Below are 15080 nucleotides of genomic sequence, written 5' to 3' on the forward strand. Positions count from 1 at the left end.
GAGGATCAAGGCCTCAGTGAACGAACCGCGCCACCACATCACGATACGACCGCGAAACCTTCACGCTCGCCCCGGAATTCAGCACTAGGAAACATTCGCCGTTAGTGTGCGGCTTAACCTGCTTCACCAAATCGAGGTTCACGATCGTAGACCGATGCACCCGCTGGAACCTGCGCGGATCCAACCGCTTCTCCAGGTCCTTCATAGTCTCGCGCAAAATCAGCGTATTATCGCCGGTATAAATGCACATGTAATCGCCGGCCGCATCGATCCGCTCGATCGTGTCCACATCGACGCGGAAGATCTGCCCGCGATCCTTGATGTTGATGAGCTTCTCGAACCGGTTCGCCGACACGGCGTCCCCGTCGGGCATGTCCGCCGCCGCATCCGGCGCGACATCGGCGAGCACTTCACGCAACCGATCGACCTCCTCGACGCCGCGCTTCTCGGATAGACGCTGCCGAACCCGCTCGATCGTATCGGCCAGCCGCGATTCCTCGACCGGTTTCATCAGATAATCGACCGCTTGAGCCTCGAACGCGCGCAACGCGTGGTCCGAATAGGCGGTCACGAACACGAACAACGGTGGCTCGACCTCCATCAGCCCCTGCACGACGGAGAACCCGTCGAACCCCGGCATCTGGATATCGAGGAAGACCAGGTCGGGCTTGTGCGTCTTGATCGCGCGAATCGCCTCGCGGCCGTTCGAGCATTTTTCGATGATCTCGACGTCTTCATGGGCCTGGAGTCGGAGTTCCAGCCCCTGGATCGCCAGCGGCTCGTCGTCGACGAGAATGGTACGGATGGTCATGCGGCCTCTCTGTTCACGTCTTCAAGCTGATACGGAATCTCGATTTCCACCGAGAAGCCGCCAGCGGGCGTGGAGCGGGTTTCGAAACGGTGGTCGGGCCCATATGCCTGAGCCAACCTGTCTCTAATATTAGCGAGCCCCACGCCTGTGGATTGGCTTGAACCGATCCTGCCCTCGATCAAGCCCGGACCGGTATCGGATACGGCGATCTGCACGCGTTCCCCGGCGAGCCGCACTTCGACGCAGATTTCGGCGCCTTCCTCCTGCGGTGTGACCGCGTATTTGATCGCGTTTTCGACCAGCGGTTGCAGCAGCAGCGACGGCAGCCGGGCGCGTTCGGCGCGCGGATCGATGTCGAACTTCGGTCGCATCCGATCCTCGAAGCGCATCTTCTCGATCTCCAGATACAGCTTCAGCTGGTCCACCTCCTGCGCGACGGTGACGTGCGCGGTCGGCTCGTTCGCCAGCGTATAGCGCAGGAACGACGACAGCCGGCTCAGCATCGCATTCGCCCGCTCGGTCTGCTTGAGCAGCACCAGCGTCGAGATCGAGTTCAGCGTGTTGAACAGGAAATGCGGATTGAGTTGATAGCGCAGCATCGCCAACTGCGCCGACGACGCCTGATTCTCGAGATGCTCCATCTGGTCGATCTGCTGCTCGACGATCAGGTAGAAGTTGATCCCGAAATACAGCGCCGACCACCCGAACAGCACCGTGAAGGTGACGTACACCGACCCGAGCAGCCGCGTGAGCGTCACTCCCGGCGTCGCGGTCGCGATGAACGAGAAGGTGAACGCGTCGAGCACCGCATACAGGAACGTCGCCGCGGCGAGCGTCGCGATCGTCAGGAACATCCCGACCAGCCGGTTCATCCGCCGATACTGGCCGTACATCGTCGAGAGCAGCAGCGTGATGCAATATCCGACGATCGCCTCGACAATCACCGGGATCACCCCGTCGAGCGACAGCCCGTTCGAGATCGACACCACCCCGCGCAGCAGCAGATACCCGCTCCACCCGACCGCCTGGAGGATCCAGAACGCCCGCGCCTTGTTCTCGAAGAACGGTCGCGCGGTGAAGGGCAGGCGCCGGGCGGAGTTCAAGGCGGACGAGCCGGGAGGCGGGGCGGGAGAGGTAGCCATTATAGCCTGCGCTCTTACACGGCGCGGCCGGTGGGCGCAAAAGTCTAGCGCTCTGCACCTCTCACTGGCAGCCACTCCTTGGCGAACGCCTTCGGCAACGAAAAGGCCGCCGTCCCATAGGAACGGCGGCCCTTTCAGCCGATCAGGCCAGACTTCGATTAGAAGCTGACGCGAGCACCGACGCGGATCGAGTAGAGCGACTGACGCGCATAGATCGTGTCGGACGGCGCCGAGGCTGGCGCGCTGAAGCGATACTGCGCGCAAGCCTGGGTGGACGTGCTGGTCAGCGCCGCACCCGGGGCCGTACCCGTTGCAACGGGAGCCTGGAGACACTGAACGCGGACAGCCGGGATCGTGTACGGGAACTGGTACTCGCGGATCTGGCCCCAGTTCTTGTTCAGAAGGTTGGTGACGTTCTCGATATCCGCGAACAGCTGGATACGGCTCTTGCCGACGAACGTCGGGATTTCCTGCGAGATGTGCAGGTCGAAGCGTGTGAACCACTTCGAGTTGAAGCCGTTGCGTGGTGCGATCTTGCCGCGATATTTCTTAAGGCCGGTCGAATTGATCAACGCATCGAACGTGTTCTGCGTCGCTACGCTGTCGTACGATACCAGCGCGTCGCTTGTCGACGTCGGTACGTACAGCAGATAGCGCGACGCGCTGCCGATCGTGCCGAACACCGGCGAACGAGCGGAAGACAAATCCTGCATGGTGTAGCTGTATGGGCGACCGATCCGGGTTTCGCCGAACAGCGTGAAGTTGGTCTTGTAGTCACCGAAGAACGCGTGATTGAAGCCGACGTTGTATTTGATGTTGTGCTTCACCTGGTCGTTCGAGATGCCGTAAGCGGCACCGTTCGCGTCCAGGAACCCACCATTGCCGTAGTTGGACGATGCAGTCGACGATGTCGCCGGCGCCTGATCCTTGACGTCCTGATAGGTGTAGCTGACGCTCAGGTTCAGACCGAAGTCGAAATCCTTGCTGACACGCGCGACGCCGATGTAGCTCCGGCCGCGCTTGGTGTTGGTCAGGTACAGATCCGAGTTGGTATCCGCGAACGTCGTGAGCGAGGCATAGCGGACGCGGCCGTCCGGCGTGCGCAACGCAGTCGGCGCGACACGCAAATCGGTGAAGAACACCTGGTTGCGGACGTCCGACCACAGGAAGTCGGCGCCGAAGTGCCAGCCGTCGCCGAACGTCCCGCCCCAGTTGGGATCGTAATCCGCCGAGAGCGTACCGCGCAACTGCGAGGGTACCTTGAAGTTCGGGTCGAGTGCGTTGGTTGGCGAAAGCTGATTGACGGCTGCATTGGTGAGGACGGCATTGCCAGCGGCCGGGATCGTGGTGCCATTGACGTTGTTCAGGATCGCAGCGCCGCTGGTTTGTGCGGCGGCACCCGTGATGCCGGGGACGACATAGCTGTTGTTGTTGTTCTGTCGAACGTCGATCGCATTGGTCAGGAAACCGGTGTTCGAGAAGCTGTTCGAGACGTAAACGTCAGGCGAACCACCCGAGAAGATGCCAATGCCGCCGCGCACAGAGAATTCCGATGCCGGCTTCAGTTCGAAGCCAACCCGCGGCTGGAACACGCCGCGACCCGAAATGTATGCAGTGTTCGGGAAGTTGTAGCGGGTCAGGAACGCCGAGTTGAGTTCCGGACGGCTGTTGCCGCCGAACATGTCGTAGCGTGCGCCGTACGACAGCGTCAGCAGATCGCTGACCCGCCACGTGTCCTGCACGCCGAAGGTGTACGACTGATAGCGGAAGCGCGCGGCACCGTTGATTGGATCAAGGCTCGGTACGGCGTTGCCGTAGCGGAAGCGCTGTGCGTTGCCCGCCTGGAAGTCAGCGATCGAGTCGAAATAATAGTCGCCTGCTGTACGCTGCACGAACAGGTTGAAGATCTTCGAGTCGGAGAACTCCCCGAAAACGCGCACGTCATGATTGTTACGCGTCAGTCGAGCCTGAACCAGACCGCCATAGGTTCGGCTGGTTAGCTCGTTCGACTGGCGCGAGACGTCCGGGCCGAACGAAACATTGCCAAAACCCGACTGGCAAGTGTTCGACAAATCGAGTGAAGCTCCGGTGCCGGTTGAACGGTCCGAAGTCGGCGCGGTGCAGACCTGCATTTGCGCGAAACCACGGCCAAGGATCGGGTCCTGCCCGCGCTTGTAATCCTTGTAGAAGCCGCGAATCTCGGTCGAGAACTCGTCGGTCCAGTCGCTGTTGAGCTGTGCGACGCCAGTGTGCAGCCGGTTGGACGCGATATAGCCGTTCGATTCGAGGCCAAGGCCAGGCGTTCCCGTGACGAATGTGTTCTGCCCGAGCTGGATCGAATCCTTCGTGTACAGATACGTGATCGAAGCGCGCTGCGTATCGGACAGGTTGGCGTCGATGCGTGCGACCAGACGGTCATCGCGATCGTTCGAGTCCTGAAGGACGCCACCCGTATCGTAGCTGTAGCGCGACTGCGCGATTTGTTGAATCTGACCGATCTGGGCGTCCGTGATGTTCGGGACGACCGTACCCGCATTGGTACCCGCAGTGCCCTCTGCGATCGGCGTGTTGGCGCGAATGCGCTCGCCCGCAATCATGAAGAACAGTTTGTCACGGATGATCGGCCCGGACAGTTCGGCGCCGTAGTTCTCGAACTTGAAATTGGGGATCGTGACGCGGCCCGTCGGGACGCCAGGGCCAGCCTTGGTCCTCTTGCCGGTCAGGCCATCACCCGAATACGCGTAGAAGCCGGTGCCATGAAACTCGTTGGTGCCAGATTTCAGGATCGCATTGATCGCGCCACCCTGGAAATTGCCTTCACGCACATCATACGGCGCGACCTTGGTCTGGAACTGGCCGATCGAATCGAACGGGATGGGCGAGCGGCGGGTCGGCAAACCATCCGGATTAAGGCCAAAATTGTCGGTGACCGGCACGCCGTCAACCGAGAAACGGTTAAAGCGTGCATTCTGGCCTGCGAACGAGACAGCGCGCCCGCCCGAGGGGGTGTCGTCGAGGCGTGCGAACGGATCACGGCGCATGAGGTCGCGGACGTCGCGGTTGACCGAAGCGACCGAACCGATCTGCTCGGCGTTCAGGACGGTTGCAGGACCCTGGCTGACGTTGCGCGCGCGGGGCAGCGATGATGCGGTGACGACGATCTCGTCGCCGCCCTCAGCGCCAGCAGCCAGCTCGATCGGGAGCTCGTAGGACTGTGCGACGGTGGTCTGGATGTCGGTGATCGATGTGCCCGAGTAACCGGCAGCGGCCACCGTGACGGTGAAGGGGCCGCCGACACGTAGGCCGGACGCGTTAAAGCTGCCCGACGCGTCGGTCGTCTGCACCGAGCGCGAGCCTGACGGGACGTTCAGGATGGTCACGGTCGCGCCGGCGACGGGTGCGCCGTTTGCCGTCACGGTGCCGCGGATCGAGGAGGTCGTTTCCTGGGCGGAAGCGGCCATCGGGGCGATCAGCGCAATCGCTGCCGCTCCCAGGAACAGGTTGTTACGCATTGAAAATTCCCCTTTGAGCTTTTGCTCGAGATCCGCGACTTTTCGTTCGGTCAGACGCGCCCCTGCACTCGGGATATTTCGGTTATGTTACATTGGCGAGTCTGGAATTGTCACAGACACACTCGGTGATGTTGCGTTGCAAAAAAGCCACGCAATCGAACCGTTTCCGGGGGACTGGAACCAACCCCTGCCAGGGCATTATAGCCGCCTAGCTGGCGGCGACGATCTCCGCCCATTCGGCTTCGGTGATCACGCGTATCCCCAGGTCGGTGGCTTTCTTGAGCTTCGATCCTGCGCCTGGCCCGGCGATGACGAGGCCGGTTTTGCTCGACACCGATGCCGCGACGCGGGCGCCGAGCGCTTCGGCCTGCGCCTTGGCTTCGTCGCGGCTGAGTGTTTCCAGGCTGCCGGTAAATACCAGAATTTGCCCGGTTACCGGCGACTCGCGGGTCTCGTGGACGACGTCCGCGGGCTTCACTTCGCGCAACAGGTCGAACACGACGCGGCGGTTGTGCGGCTCGGCGCAGAAGCCGACGAGTGCGCTTGCGACCTCGGGGCCGATGCCGGCGGTCTCGATCGCGCCGACCAGAAGCTTGTCGCGGCGAAGGACGAATTTCCGCTCGGGTTCGCCGATGACGGGCTCGATCTGGCTGCGGAGGAACACCGCGTGGCGGAGCACCGTGCCGAGCGCGCGCGCGGACACATAGCGTCGCGCGAGGTCACGCGCGGTAATCTCGCCGACGTGGCGGATGCCGAGCGAGAACAGGAATCGGTCGAGCGGGATCGTCCGCTTGGTCTCGATCGCCGCGATGACCTTGGCCGCCCACACGCGCCCGTCCTTCTTACGCGCGGCAAGCTGTTCCTCGGTCATGCGGAAGATGTCGGCGGGCGATTCGATCAGGCCGTCGCGGAAGAACGCCTCGATCAGCGTCTGGCCGAGCCCACCGATGTCGAACGCGTGGCGCGACGCGAAGTGGATCAGTCGCTCGACGCGTTGCGCCGGGCAGATCAGCCCGCCGGTGCAGCGATAGACGACCTCGCCTTCTTCGCGCTCGGCGGCCGATCCGCATTCGGGGCAGGTGTGCGGGAAGACATACGCCTCGCGCTCGGCCTCGGGAGTGAGGTTCTCGACGATCTGCGGGATCACGTCGCCCGCGCGTTGCACCAGTACGCGGTCGCCGGGGCGTACGCCGAGTCGCTCGATCTCGTCGGCATTGTGCAGCGTCGCGTTGGTCACGACGACGCCGCCGACTGTGACGGGTGACAGTCGCGCAACGGGGGTCATCGCGCCGGTCCGTCCGACCTGGATGTCGATCCGCTCCAACAACGTCTGCGCGCGCTCGGCAGGAAATTTGTGCGCGATCGCCCAGCGTGGCGCCTTCGCGACCTGACCCAGCCGCGCCTGCCAATCGAGCCGGTCGACCTTGTAGACCACGCCGTCTATGTCGAACGGCAGGTCGGCGCGCTCGGCTTCGATCTTGCGGTACACGTCGAGCGCGGCGGCCGTTCCTTCGACCCGCGCGAACCCGTCGGCGATCGGGAAGCCCCAGTCGCGCAACGTGTCGACGACTTCCGCCTGCGTCTCGCCCGGTACGACGCTCGCCTCGCCCCAGCCATGCGCGAGGAACCGGAGCGTGCGGCTCGCGGTGACGCTCGCGTCCTTCTGGCGCAGCGACCCGGCGGCGGCGTTGCGCGGGTTGGCGAACTGCCGTGCGTCCTTGCCGGTCTCCTCGGCCTCGACGAGCAGGCGAGCGTTCAACGCGGCGAAGTCGTCCTTCGCCATATAGACCTCGCCGCGAACCTCGAAGACGGCCGGCGCTTCGCCGTGCAATTGCTGGGGAATATCGCCGATCGTGCGGACGTTCGCCGTCACGTCCTCGCCGACCTGCCCATCGCCGCGGGTCAACGCCTGGACCAGCCGCCCATCCTCATACCGCAGCGAACACGACAGCCCGTCGATCTTCGGCTCCGCGGTAAGCGCCACCGGCGCGTCGTCCGCCAGTTTCAGGAATCGGCGCACGCGCGCGACGAACTCTTCGACCTCCTCGTCCGCGAATGCATTGTCGAGGCTCATCATCGCCTTGGCATGCGCGACCTTCGCGAGGTGCCCTGCGGGTGCAGCACCGACGGTGCGGCTCGGCGAATCGCTCCGCACCGCCGCCGGAAACGCGGCCTCGAGCGCCGCATTGCGCCGCACCAGCGCATCATAGTCGGCGTCGCTGATCTCGGGCGCGTCGTCGGTGTGATAGCGCGCGTTATGATACGCGATCTGCGCGGCGAGCGTCTCCAACTCGGCGGCGGCTTCGGTCTCGGTCGCGGGAAGGTCGGTCATCGCGTCGGGTTAGGGGAGGGGGGCGTCTTTCGACAAGACCTCGATCAACTCTCGGTGAACATTCGCCCGAGTTGCGCGCTGACATCCCAAGAGAATTTTTCCCAAGGACACGCCATCATGACCGACACCAGCCGCCGAGACCTGTTCAAGGGTGCCGCCGTCACCGGCCTCGCCGCCGCCGCCGCGCCCGCCTTCGCGCAAGGCGCCGCGCCGCTGGCCGATCCGCAGACGCGCTTCGTCTCGACGCCGTTCCCCGAACAGCGCCAGAAATGGCCCGCGCTCCAGCGCGACATGCGCCCCGTCCCCGATTGCGGCGAGGCGAGCTATCGCGGTTCGGGGCGTCTCGCGGGGCGGAAGGCGCTGGTCACCGGCGGCGATTCGGGGATTGGTCGCGCGGCGGTGATCGCGTTCTCGCGTGAGGGCGCCGACGTCGCGATCAACTATTACCCGACCGAGGAACCCGACGCGCAGGACGTCGCCAAGCTGCTCCGTGCCGAGGGGCGGAAGGTGGTGCTGATCCCCGGCGACCTGACCGACGCGAAGTTCTGCAACGACCTGATCGCGCGCGCCAACCGCGAACTCGGCGGGCTCGATATCCTGGTCAACAACGCCGCGTACCAGCAGTCGAAGGCGTCGATCGCCGAGATCAGCTTCGAGCAGTTCGACCGGACGATGAAGACCAACGTCTATGCGATGTTCCACCTCTGCAAGGCGGCGATCCCGTTGATGAAGCCGGGCGCGTCGATCATCAACACGGGGTCGGTGAACTCGGTCGACCCGGGCGAGGAACTGCTCGACTACGCCACCACCAAGGGCGCGATCCTGATCTTCACCAAGGGGCTGGCGAAACAGCTCGGCAAGAAGGGCATCCGCGTCAACATGATCGCGCCGGGCCCGGTATGGACGCCGCTTCAGGTCGCGGGCGGTCAGCTGCCGGGCAAGATGGGCGAGTTCGGCCAGGACACGCCGCTCGGCCGCGCGGGTCAGCCGGCGGAACTGGCATCGCTGTTCGTGACGCTGGCTGAGACCGGCACGAGCTTCACCAGCGGCAGCGCCTTCGCGGCGACCGGCGGCAGCGGGGTTCTTTAACTCTCCCCAACACCACCCCGGCGAAGGCCGGGGCCCAGTTGGCAAGGTCGTTGTATCGAGGCGCCGCGTTCACCAACTATCGTTTCCCAACTCGGCCCCGGCCTTCGCCGGGGTGGAAGTAGGGAGGGTGCGATGAAAATAGCAGCTCTTGTGTCACTCCTACTCTGCTCGGTGCCCGTCGCAGCCCAGCAGACGCACGTCACGCCAACGCCCGCTCCGGCGATCGGCTACGACTGGAACGACGACTCCTCCGCCGACGACCGGGTCCAGCAGCCGCTATGGCCACGGTCGGATGCCAGCGCGGCTGGGCTCGACGACATGATTCACGCCGAGCAGGCGCCGGTCCGCGCCGCGATCCATGAAGACGGCGCGTTCGGCAGTCGCGCGCTCCACGGCCTGCGGAAAGTCGGCGGCGATTACATCGTCGTGCCGGTGCTGAAGATTCACTTGGGTCACCCGCGGCAGGCAATGCCCTGAAGTCAGCCCTTCGCCGCACGGTTCTCCCGCGAACGCGGGAGCCCAGGGTTACAGGCGCTGCGGGTGGTATCCTGGACCCCCGCCCCCGCGGGGGACGGTATTGGCTTCACGAAGTCGAGACTAAAGCCGCAAACCTCAGGCCCGCTCCAGCAACCGCTCCGCCTGAGCCCGCGCTTCATCCGTGATCTGCGCGCCCGACAGCATCCGTGCGATCTCCTCCCGCCGCTCGTCCTCGCTCAAGGCCCGCACGCCGGTCCGCGTGACCGTACCGTCGCTGCTCTTGGCGATCAGCAGATGCTTTGCCCCCCGTGCAGCAACCTGCGGGCTGTGCGTCACGACGAGCAGCTGCGTGCTCAGCGCCAGCCGCGCGAGTCGCTCGCCGATCGCGCTCGCTACTGCGCCGCCAACGCCGCGGTCGATCTCGTCGAATACCATCGTCGACGCGCCGCCTTCTTCCGCCAGCGCCACCTTCAGCGCGAGGATGAAGCGCGACAATTCGCCACCCGACGCGATCTTGGTCAGTGCAGCAAACGGCGCGCCGGGATTGGTCGAGATCTCGAACTCGACGCGGTCCTTGCCCGCCGCCGACCAGCCCTCTTCACCCAGCGGCGCGACAACGGTCTGGAACCGCGCCGCATCGAGCTTCAACGGCGCCAACTCACCCGCCACCGCCACGTCGAGCCGTTTCGCCGCCGCCAACCGCCGCTTAGTCAACGCATCGGACGCCGTATCGAAAGCCTTCCGAGCCGCCGCCACCCGCGCCTCGATCTTTGCAATCCCGCCTTCGCCCGCATCGAGTCGCTCCAGCCGCGCGCGCATCTCGTCCGCCAGCGCCGCCAGATCATCCGGCTGCACGCGATGTTTCCGCGCCATCGCCCGAAGCTCGAACAACCGCGCCTCGTCATCCTCCAGCGCGCGCGGATCATAGGCCATGTCCGCCCGCGCATCGCGCAGGCTTTCCTCCGCCACCGAAGCCTCGATCACCGCGCGATCGACCGCCGCCAGCGCATTGCCCAGCGCAACATGATCCTCCGCGATCCGCTCCAGCACGCGCGCGGCCTGGCGCAGCTTCGCCATCCCGCCGTCCTTGCCCTCGAGGAAATCGTCGATCGCCGCCAGGTCGTCCGCAATCTTCTCCGCGCGCTGCATCGACCGCCGCGTATCCGCCAGCGTCTCCTCCTCGCCCGCGACAGGCGCCAGCGCGGTCAGTTCGGCAACCGTATGCTCGAGCCATTCGCGATCGCGCGCCGCCGTCTCGATGTCGGCGCGCGCTGCGGCCAGTTCGGCCTCGGCCGCACGAAACGCCGCGTAAGCCTTGCCCGTCGCGCCTGGCTCGGTCCGGCCGAAGATGTCGAGCAACGCGCGGTGCCCCCGCGCATTCAGCAGCCCACGCTCGTCATGCTGCCCGTGGATCTCGACCAGATGCGGCGCCATCTCGCGCAGCAGCCCCGCCGACGCCGGCTGGTCGTTGACGAACCCGCGACTGCCGCCATCCGCCTTGACGATCCGCTTCACGATCAGCGGTTCGCCGCGCTCGATCTCCACCCCGTTCTCGTCGAACAGCAGCGCGAGCGGCGATTCGGGAGCAGGAGCATCGAACGTCGCGGTCACCACGGCCTGCGCGGCGCCATGCCGCACCAGACCGCTATCGCCGCGCCCGCCCAGCGCAAGGCCGAGCGCATCGAGCAGGATCGACTTGCCCGCACCGGTCTCGCCGGTCAGCACGCCGAGCCCTTCGCCGAATCCCAGATCCAGCGCTTCGATCAGCACCACGTCGCGAATGGAAAGTTCGGTCAGCATAGGATGTCCGCCATAGACGAACGGGCGCGCAATGCGATCCCCCTATGTTCCAACCGAACGATCTGGGCTCGCGTCAGCTGCCGGTGTTGGACGGCTGGCCCGCCGAACGCGGCTTCTCGGGCGTACGGATCGAGGGACCGGTCGGCGTCGAACCCGGCTCGTCGAGTTCGACCATCACCGACGGCGTACCCTTGGTTCCGACCGGCACGACCTGCTCGCCCGCAGGCAGCGGCGGCACGGCGGGCACCTGGTTCTTCTTCAGCAGGTCGTACGCATGCTGATACCAGTCGGTACCGGGATAGTTGCGCCCGAGCACTGCACCGGCCTTCTCGGCCTCAACGGGTACGCCGAGCGCCAGATACGTCTCGGTCAGCCGCATCAGCGCTTCCGGCGTGTGCGTCGTCTGCTGGAACTTGTCGATCACGGTGCGGAACCGGCCGTTCGCCGCGAGCCACTGGCCGCGCGTCTCGTAGAACCGCCCGATCTCCATCTCCTTGCCCGCGAGATGATCGTTGACCAGATCGATCTTGAGCCGCGCGTCCGACGCATAACGCGTGTTCGGATAACGGCGCATCAGTTCGCCGAGCGAATCGAGCGCCTGGCGCGTGATCTTCTGGTCGCGCGTGACGTCGGTGATCTGCTCGTAATAGCCGAGCGCGATCAGGTAATAGGCGTAAGGCGCATCGCGGTTGCCCGGATGGACCGCGAGGAAGCGCTGCGCCGAGCTGATCGAGGCGGTGTAATCGCGCGCGAGGTAATAGCTGAACGCCGACATGATCTGCGCACGGCGCGCCCAGATCGAATAGGGATGCTGGCGCTCGACCTCGTCGAACAGCTGCGCTGCTTCCTTGTAGCGGCCCTGGTCGAGCCGCTGCTTGGCGGTCGAATACAGCGTACCCACGTCGCGCGCGACATAGGGGAGGTCGCCCTTCGCGGCACGACCGCTCGCACAACCGGCAATGGGGAGCGCAAGCGCGGCGATGAGCGTGACCGCGAGGGCACGAGACTGGGTGATACGCATCGGCGTGATCCTTAGCGTAAGCGGATAGCCGCGAACAATCCTTTTCGCCGGACCGCGCTTGCCCCTTCACGTGCGCCGGATCGCACGGCAATAGTCATGCGTTCGCGTTACGCCATTCAGTCGAGGATCATGTCATGCCGGCCACATTGTTGCACACCCACCGCGTCGAAAAGCCATGGGGTCGCGACACGCTCTGGCCCGGTTTCGAGGACCCTGCCGCCGGCACGCCGCCGATCGGCGAAGTCTGGTTCCAGGAGCCCGGCAACACCACGCCCGACCTGCTGATCAAGTATCTGTTCACGAGCGAGAAACTGTCGGTACAGGTTCATCCGAACGACGAGCAGGCGCACGCCCGCGGCCTGCCGCGCGGCAAGGACGAATGCTGGACGATCCTGGCGGCCGAACCCAATTCGACGATCGCGGTCGGCACCAAGGAGCCGATCTCGAAGGACGAACTGCGCCAGTCGGCGATCGACGGCACGATCGAGGACAAGCTCGACTGGAAGCCGGTGAAGCCAGGCGACTTCATGTACTGCGCGTCGGACACGATCCACGCGATCGGCGGCGGCGTGACGGTGATCGAGGTTCAGCAGAACTCCGAGACCACCTATCGCCTGTACGATTACGGCAGCGACCGCGAACTCCATCTGAAGGACGGGATCGAGGTCGCCGATCCTACGCCGTACGTCCCGGTCGCACCGCCGATCGAGATCGAGACGGGCCGGACAATCATGGTCGAAGGGCCGAAGTTCGTGCTCGAGCGCTGGAAGGGCGGCGACCATGTCGTCAACCTGCCCGAGGGCACGACCGGCTGGGTGATCCCGATCGCCGGCTCGGGCGAAGTCGCCGGCGTCGCGTTCAAGGCAGGCGAATGCGCGACGATGACGGGCAGCGAGACCGTGTCGACCAGCGCGGATGCGGACCTGCTGTTCGCGTATCCGTTGGCGAAGCGGATCTGATCAAGCTGGGCGGGAAGAGCGCTTCCCGCCCTTGTTCTCCCGCGAAGGCGGGAGCCCAACCTGGGTCCCCGCCTTCGCGGGGAAACAGGGTAATCGAAGGTCGTTACCAGCCCAAATCACCACCACCCCGGCGAAGGCCGGGGCCCAATTGGGGAACGTTGCTAACGAAACGTGGCACGCTATTATTGCCACCTCTCCAATTGGGCCCCGGCCTCCGCCGGGGTGGAGTAACGGGTAACCGCCGCTTCGCACTCACCACCCATTAACTGCCGCGCTATACCCCCGCGCAATGCTGCGCGTTCTCACCCTCTCTACCCTGTTCCCCGACGCCACCCGCCCGAACTTCGGCGGCTTCGTCGAGCGGCAGACGCTGAGCCTGGCGGCGCATCCCGACGTCGACCTGAAAGTGGTCGCGCCGATCGGCCTCCCACCCGGCATTCTGGGCAATTTCCGCCACTACGCGCCGCTTGCGAAACTACCGCACCGCGAACGCTGGAAGGGCGTCGACGTCCACCGGCCCCGCTTCACCGCGCTCCCGTTCACGCAAGGACGGCACCATGCCGCTGCCCTGGAACGCGCCCTCGTCCCCGTGCTCGACGCGATCCGGGCGGACTTCGCGTTCGACGTGATCGACGTGTCGTTCTTCTTTCCCGAAGGCCCCGCCGCAGTCGCGCTCGGCAAGCGCTACGGCGTCCCCGTCTCGATCAAGGCGCGCGGCTCCGACATCCACTATTGGGGCGAAGCGCCCGCGACCGCAGCGCAGGTGCGCAAAGCCGGGCAGGGAGCAGCCGGACTGCTGGCGGTCAGCGCGGCGATGAAGGCCGACATGGTGACGCTCGGCATGCCGGCCGACCGCATCTCGGTGCATCACACCGGGGTAGATCAGGACCGCTTCCGCCCCGTCGACGATCGGGCATCGGCCAAGGTGAAACTCGGCGTGCAAGGTCCGCTCGTCATCGCGATCGGCGGGCTATTGCCGCGCAAGGGGCATGATGTCGTTATCGAAGCGGTTGCGGCGCTGCCCGGAGTCTCGCTGCTGATCGCCGGGCATGGCCCCGCTCGCGCCGACCTGGAGGCGTTGATCGCCCGGCTCGGCGTCGGCGACCGCGTTCGCCTGCTCGGCGCGTTGCCGCATGCCGACCTGCCCGCGCTGATCGCTGCCGCCGATGTCAGCGCGTTGGCGTCGGAGTCCGAAGGGCTTGCCAACGTCTGGGTCGAGTCGCTCGCCTGCGGCACGCCCGTCGTCATTACCGACGCCGGCGGCGCGCGCGAGGTGGTCACATCGTCCGAGGCCGGTCGCGTGACGATCGGCGATCCGCTGGCGTTTGCGGCGGCGATCAAGGATCTGCTGGGCAGTCCGCCCGCTCGGTCCGCGACGCGCGCGATGGCCGCCGGCTTCACTTGGGAAAGAAATACCGCAACGCTGTACGCGCACTTTGTGGCGCTCGTCGCGGGTTACCCCTCGAGAGGGTAGAGCGCCGCCACGATCCAGCGACCTTCGCCGCGAAGGACCGCCCACGCCCGAGCGGCGGCGCGACTGTCCATAGCCTCGATGCCGAACCCCCGCGCCTCAACCGCCTTCTTGAACGCAAGCGGCGGCTGGCGAAGCGCGGAACCGGTCCCCAGCAACAGGAACTCCGGCGGCGGATCGAGCGCCAGCAACGCCGCCACATCCACCTCGCCGAGCGCTTCGAACGCCGGCGGCTCCCAGCCATCCGCGCGTTCGGGACTGATCGACAGTGCGGTATAATAGCCGTCGTCGACCTTGAACCCGGCCCGACCGATCGCCGAGATCATCGGTCCATCGGTCTTCTCGCGGTCCATCCTCATGACAAAACCCCGTCATCCCCGCAAAGGCGGGGACCCATATTGGCAACCGCCAGCGACTCGATCGCGACGCCAGCCACTATGGGTTCCCGCCTCCGCGGGAATGACGG

At 65.4% G+C, this 15080-nt stretch carries 11 protein-coding genes; 4 read left to right on the forward strand and 7 right to left on the reverse strand.

The annotated features are described in order from the left end of the window. Positions 1–13 precede the first annotated feature (13 nt). From C8J45_RS10140 to ligA, 4 genes are all read right to left on the reverse strand, one after another. On the reverse strand, positions 14–811 hold the full coding sequence (locus C8J45_RS10140; RefSeq protein WP_031393111.1) for a LytTR family DNA-binding domain-containing protein: 798 nt from the start codon (positions 809–811) through the stop codon (positions 14–16). Further along, on the reverse strand, positions 808–1953 hold the full coding sequence (locus C8J45_RS10145) for a sensor histidine kinase (protein WP_107963119.1): 1146 nt from the start codon (positions 1951–1953) through the stop codon (positions 808–810). Before C8J45_RS10145 ends, C8J45_RS10140 begins: the two co-directional genes overlap by 4 nt. Positions 1954–2111: 158 nt before the next feature. After that, on the reverse strand, positions 2112–5465 hold the full coding sequence (locus C8J45_RS10150) for a TonB-dependent receptor (protein ID WP_107963120.1): 3354 nt from the start codon (positions 5463–5465) through the stop codon (positions 2112–2114). A gap of 208 nt (positions 5466–5673) precedes the next feature. After that, positions 5674–7797 (reverse strand): NAD-dependent DNA ligase LigA, encoded by a 2124-nt coding sequence (ligA, locus tag C8J45_RS10155; protein WP_107963121.1) that lies wholly within the window; start codon positions 7795–7797, stop codon positions 5674–5676. Between the two features lie 117 nt (positions 7798–7914). On the opposite strand from ligA, the gene C8J45_RS10160 reads away from it, so the two are divergent. Beyond that, a complete protein-coding gene (locus C8J45_RS10160) occupies positions 7915–8886 on the forward strand; it encodes an SDR family oxidoreductase (RefSeq protein WP_107963122.1) in 972 nt (323 codons plus the stop codon). Between the two features lie 132 nt (positions 8887–9018). Continuing rightward, positions 9019–9363 carry a hypothetical protein gene (locus C8J45_RS10165; RefSeq protein WP_146168606.1) on the forward strand — a complete coding sequence of 115 codons (345 nt, stop codon included), beginning with the start codon at positions 9019–9021 and terminating at the stop codon, positions 9361–9363. Positions 9364–9498: 135 nt separating this feature from the next. Here the strand turns inward: C8J45_RS10165 and recN are convergent, their stop codons facing one another. Together recN and C8J45_RS10175 are read right to left on the reverse strand one after the other, a co-directional pair. Beyond that, on the reverse strand, positions 9499–11163 hold the full coding sequence (gene recN, locus C8J45_RS10170; RefSeq protein WP_107963124.1) for a DNA repair protein RecN: 1665 nt from the start codon (positions 11161–11163) through the stop codon (positions 9499–9501). 73 nt (positions 11164–11236) lie between these two features. After that, positions 11237–12184, reverse strand: a complete 948-nt coding sequence (locus C8J45_RS10175; protein WP_107963125.1) for an outer membrane protein assembly factor BamD — start codon at positions 12182–12184, stop codon at positions 11237–11239. Positions 12185–12318: 134 nt separating this feature from the next. Here C8J45_RS10175 and C8J45_RS10180 point away from each other — a divergent pair, with 134 nt between their 5' ends. Both C8J45_RS10180 and C8J45_RS10185 read left to right on the forward strand, forming a co-directional pair. After that, entirely contained in the window at positions 12319–13143 is an 825-nt protein-coding gene (locus C8J45_RS10180; RefSeq protein WP_107963126.1) for a class I mannose-6-phosphate isomerase, read from the forward strand. Positions 13144–13432: 289 nt separating this feature from the next. After that, on the forward strand, positions 13433–14617 hold the full coding sequence (locus C8J45_RS10185; protein WP_107963127.1) for a glycosyltransferase: 1185 nt from the start codon (positions 13433–13435) through the stop codon (positions 14615–14617). On the opposite strand, the gene C8J45_RS10190 is transcribed toward C8J45_RS10185, so the two are convergent. After that, a complete protein-coding gene (locus tag C8J45_RS10190; protein ID WP_107963128.1) occupies positions 14599–14973 on the reverse strand; it encodes an MTH938/NDUFAF3 family protein in 375 nt (124 codons plus the stop codon). The genes C8J45_RS10185 and C8J45_RS10190 overlap by 19 nt on opposite strands. Positions 14974–15080 lie beyond the last annotated feature (107 nt).

The sequence above is a fragment of the Sphingomonas sp. PP-CE-3G-477 genome (genome assembly GCF_003050745.1).
Classification (GTDB): Bacteria; Pseudomonadota; Alphaproteobacteria; order Sphingomonadales; family Sphingomonadaceae; genus Sphingomonas.

Excerpts from the sequence above, each read along its gene's own strand:
- C8J45_RS10175 (WP_107963125.1), bottom strand. The coding sequence starts at position 12,184 with ATGCGTATCACCCAGTCTCGTGCCCTCGCGGTCACGCTCATCGCCGCG.
- C8J45_RS10185 (WP_107963127.1), top strand. The coding sequence starts at position 13,433 with ATGCTGCGCGTTCTCACCCTCTCTACCCTGTTCCCCGACGCCACCCGC.
- C8J45_RS10150 (WP_107963120.1), bottom strand. The coding sequence starts at position 5,465 with ATGCGTAACAACCTGTTCCTGGGAGCGGCAGCGATTGCGCTGATCGCC.
- C8J45_RS10165 (WP_146168606.1), top strand. The coding sequence starts at position 9,019 with ATGAAAATAGCAGCTCTTGTGTCACTCCTACTCTGCTCGGTGCCCGTC.
- C8J45_RS10140 (WP_031393111.1), bottom strand. The coding sequence starts at position 811 with ATGACCATCCGTACCATTCTCGTCGACGACGAGCCGCTGGCGATCCAG.
- C8J45_RS10160 (WP_107963122.1), top strand. The coding sequence starts at position 7,915 with ATGACCGACACCAGCCGCCGAGACCTGTTCAAGGGTGCCGCCGTCACC.
- recN (WP_107963124.1), bottom strand. The coding sequence starts at position 11,163 with ATGCTGACCGAACTTTCCATTCGCGACGTGGTGCTGATCGAAGCGCTG.
- C8J45_RS10145 (WP_107963119.1), bottom strand. The coding sequence starts at position 1,953 with ATGGCTACCTCTCCCGCCCCGCCTCCCGGCTCGTCCGCCTTGAACTCC.
- C8J45_RS10190 (WP_107963128.1), bottom strand. The coding sequence starts at position 14,973 with ATGAGGATGGACCGCGAGAAGACCGATGGACCGATGATCTCGGCGATC.
- ligA (WP_107963121.1), bottom strand. The coding sequence starts at position 7,797 with ATGACCGACCTTCCCGCGACCGAGACCGAAGCCGCCGCCGAGTTGGAG.
- C8J45_RS10180 (WP_107963126.1), top strand. The coding sequence starts at position 12,319 with ATGCCGGCCACATTGTTGCACACCCACCGCGTCGAAAAGCCATGGGGT.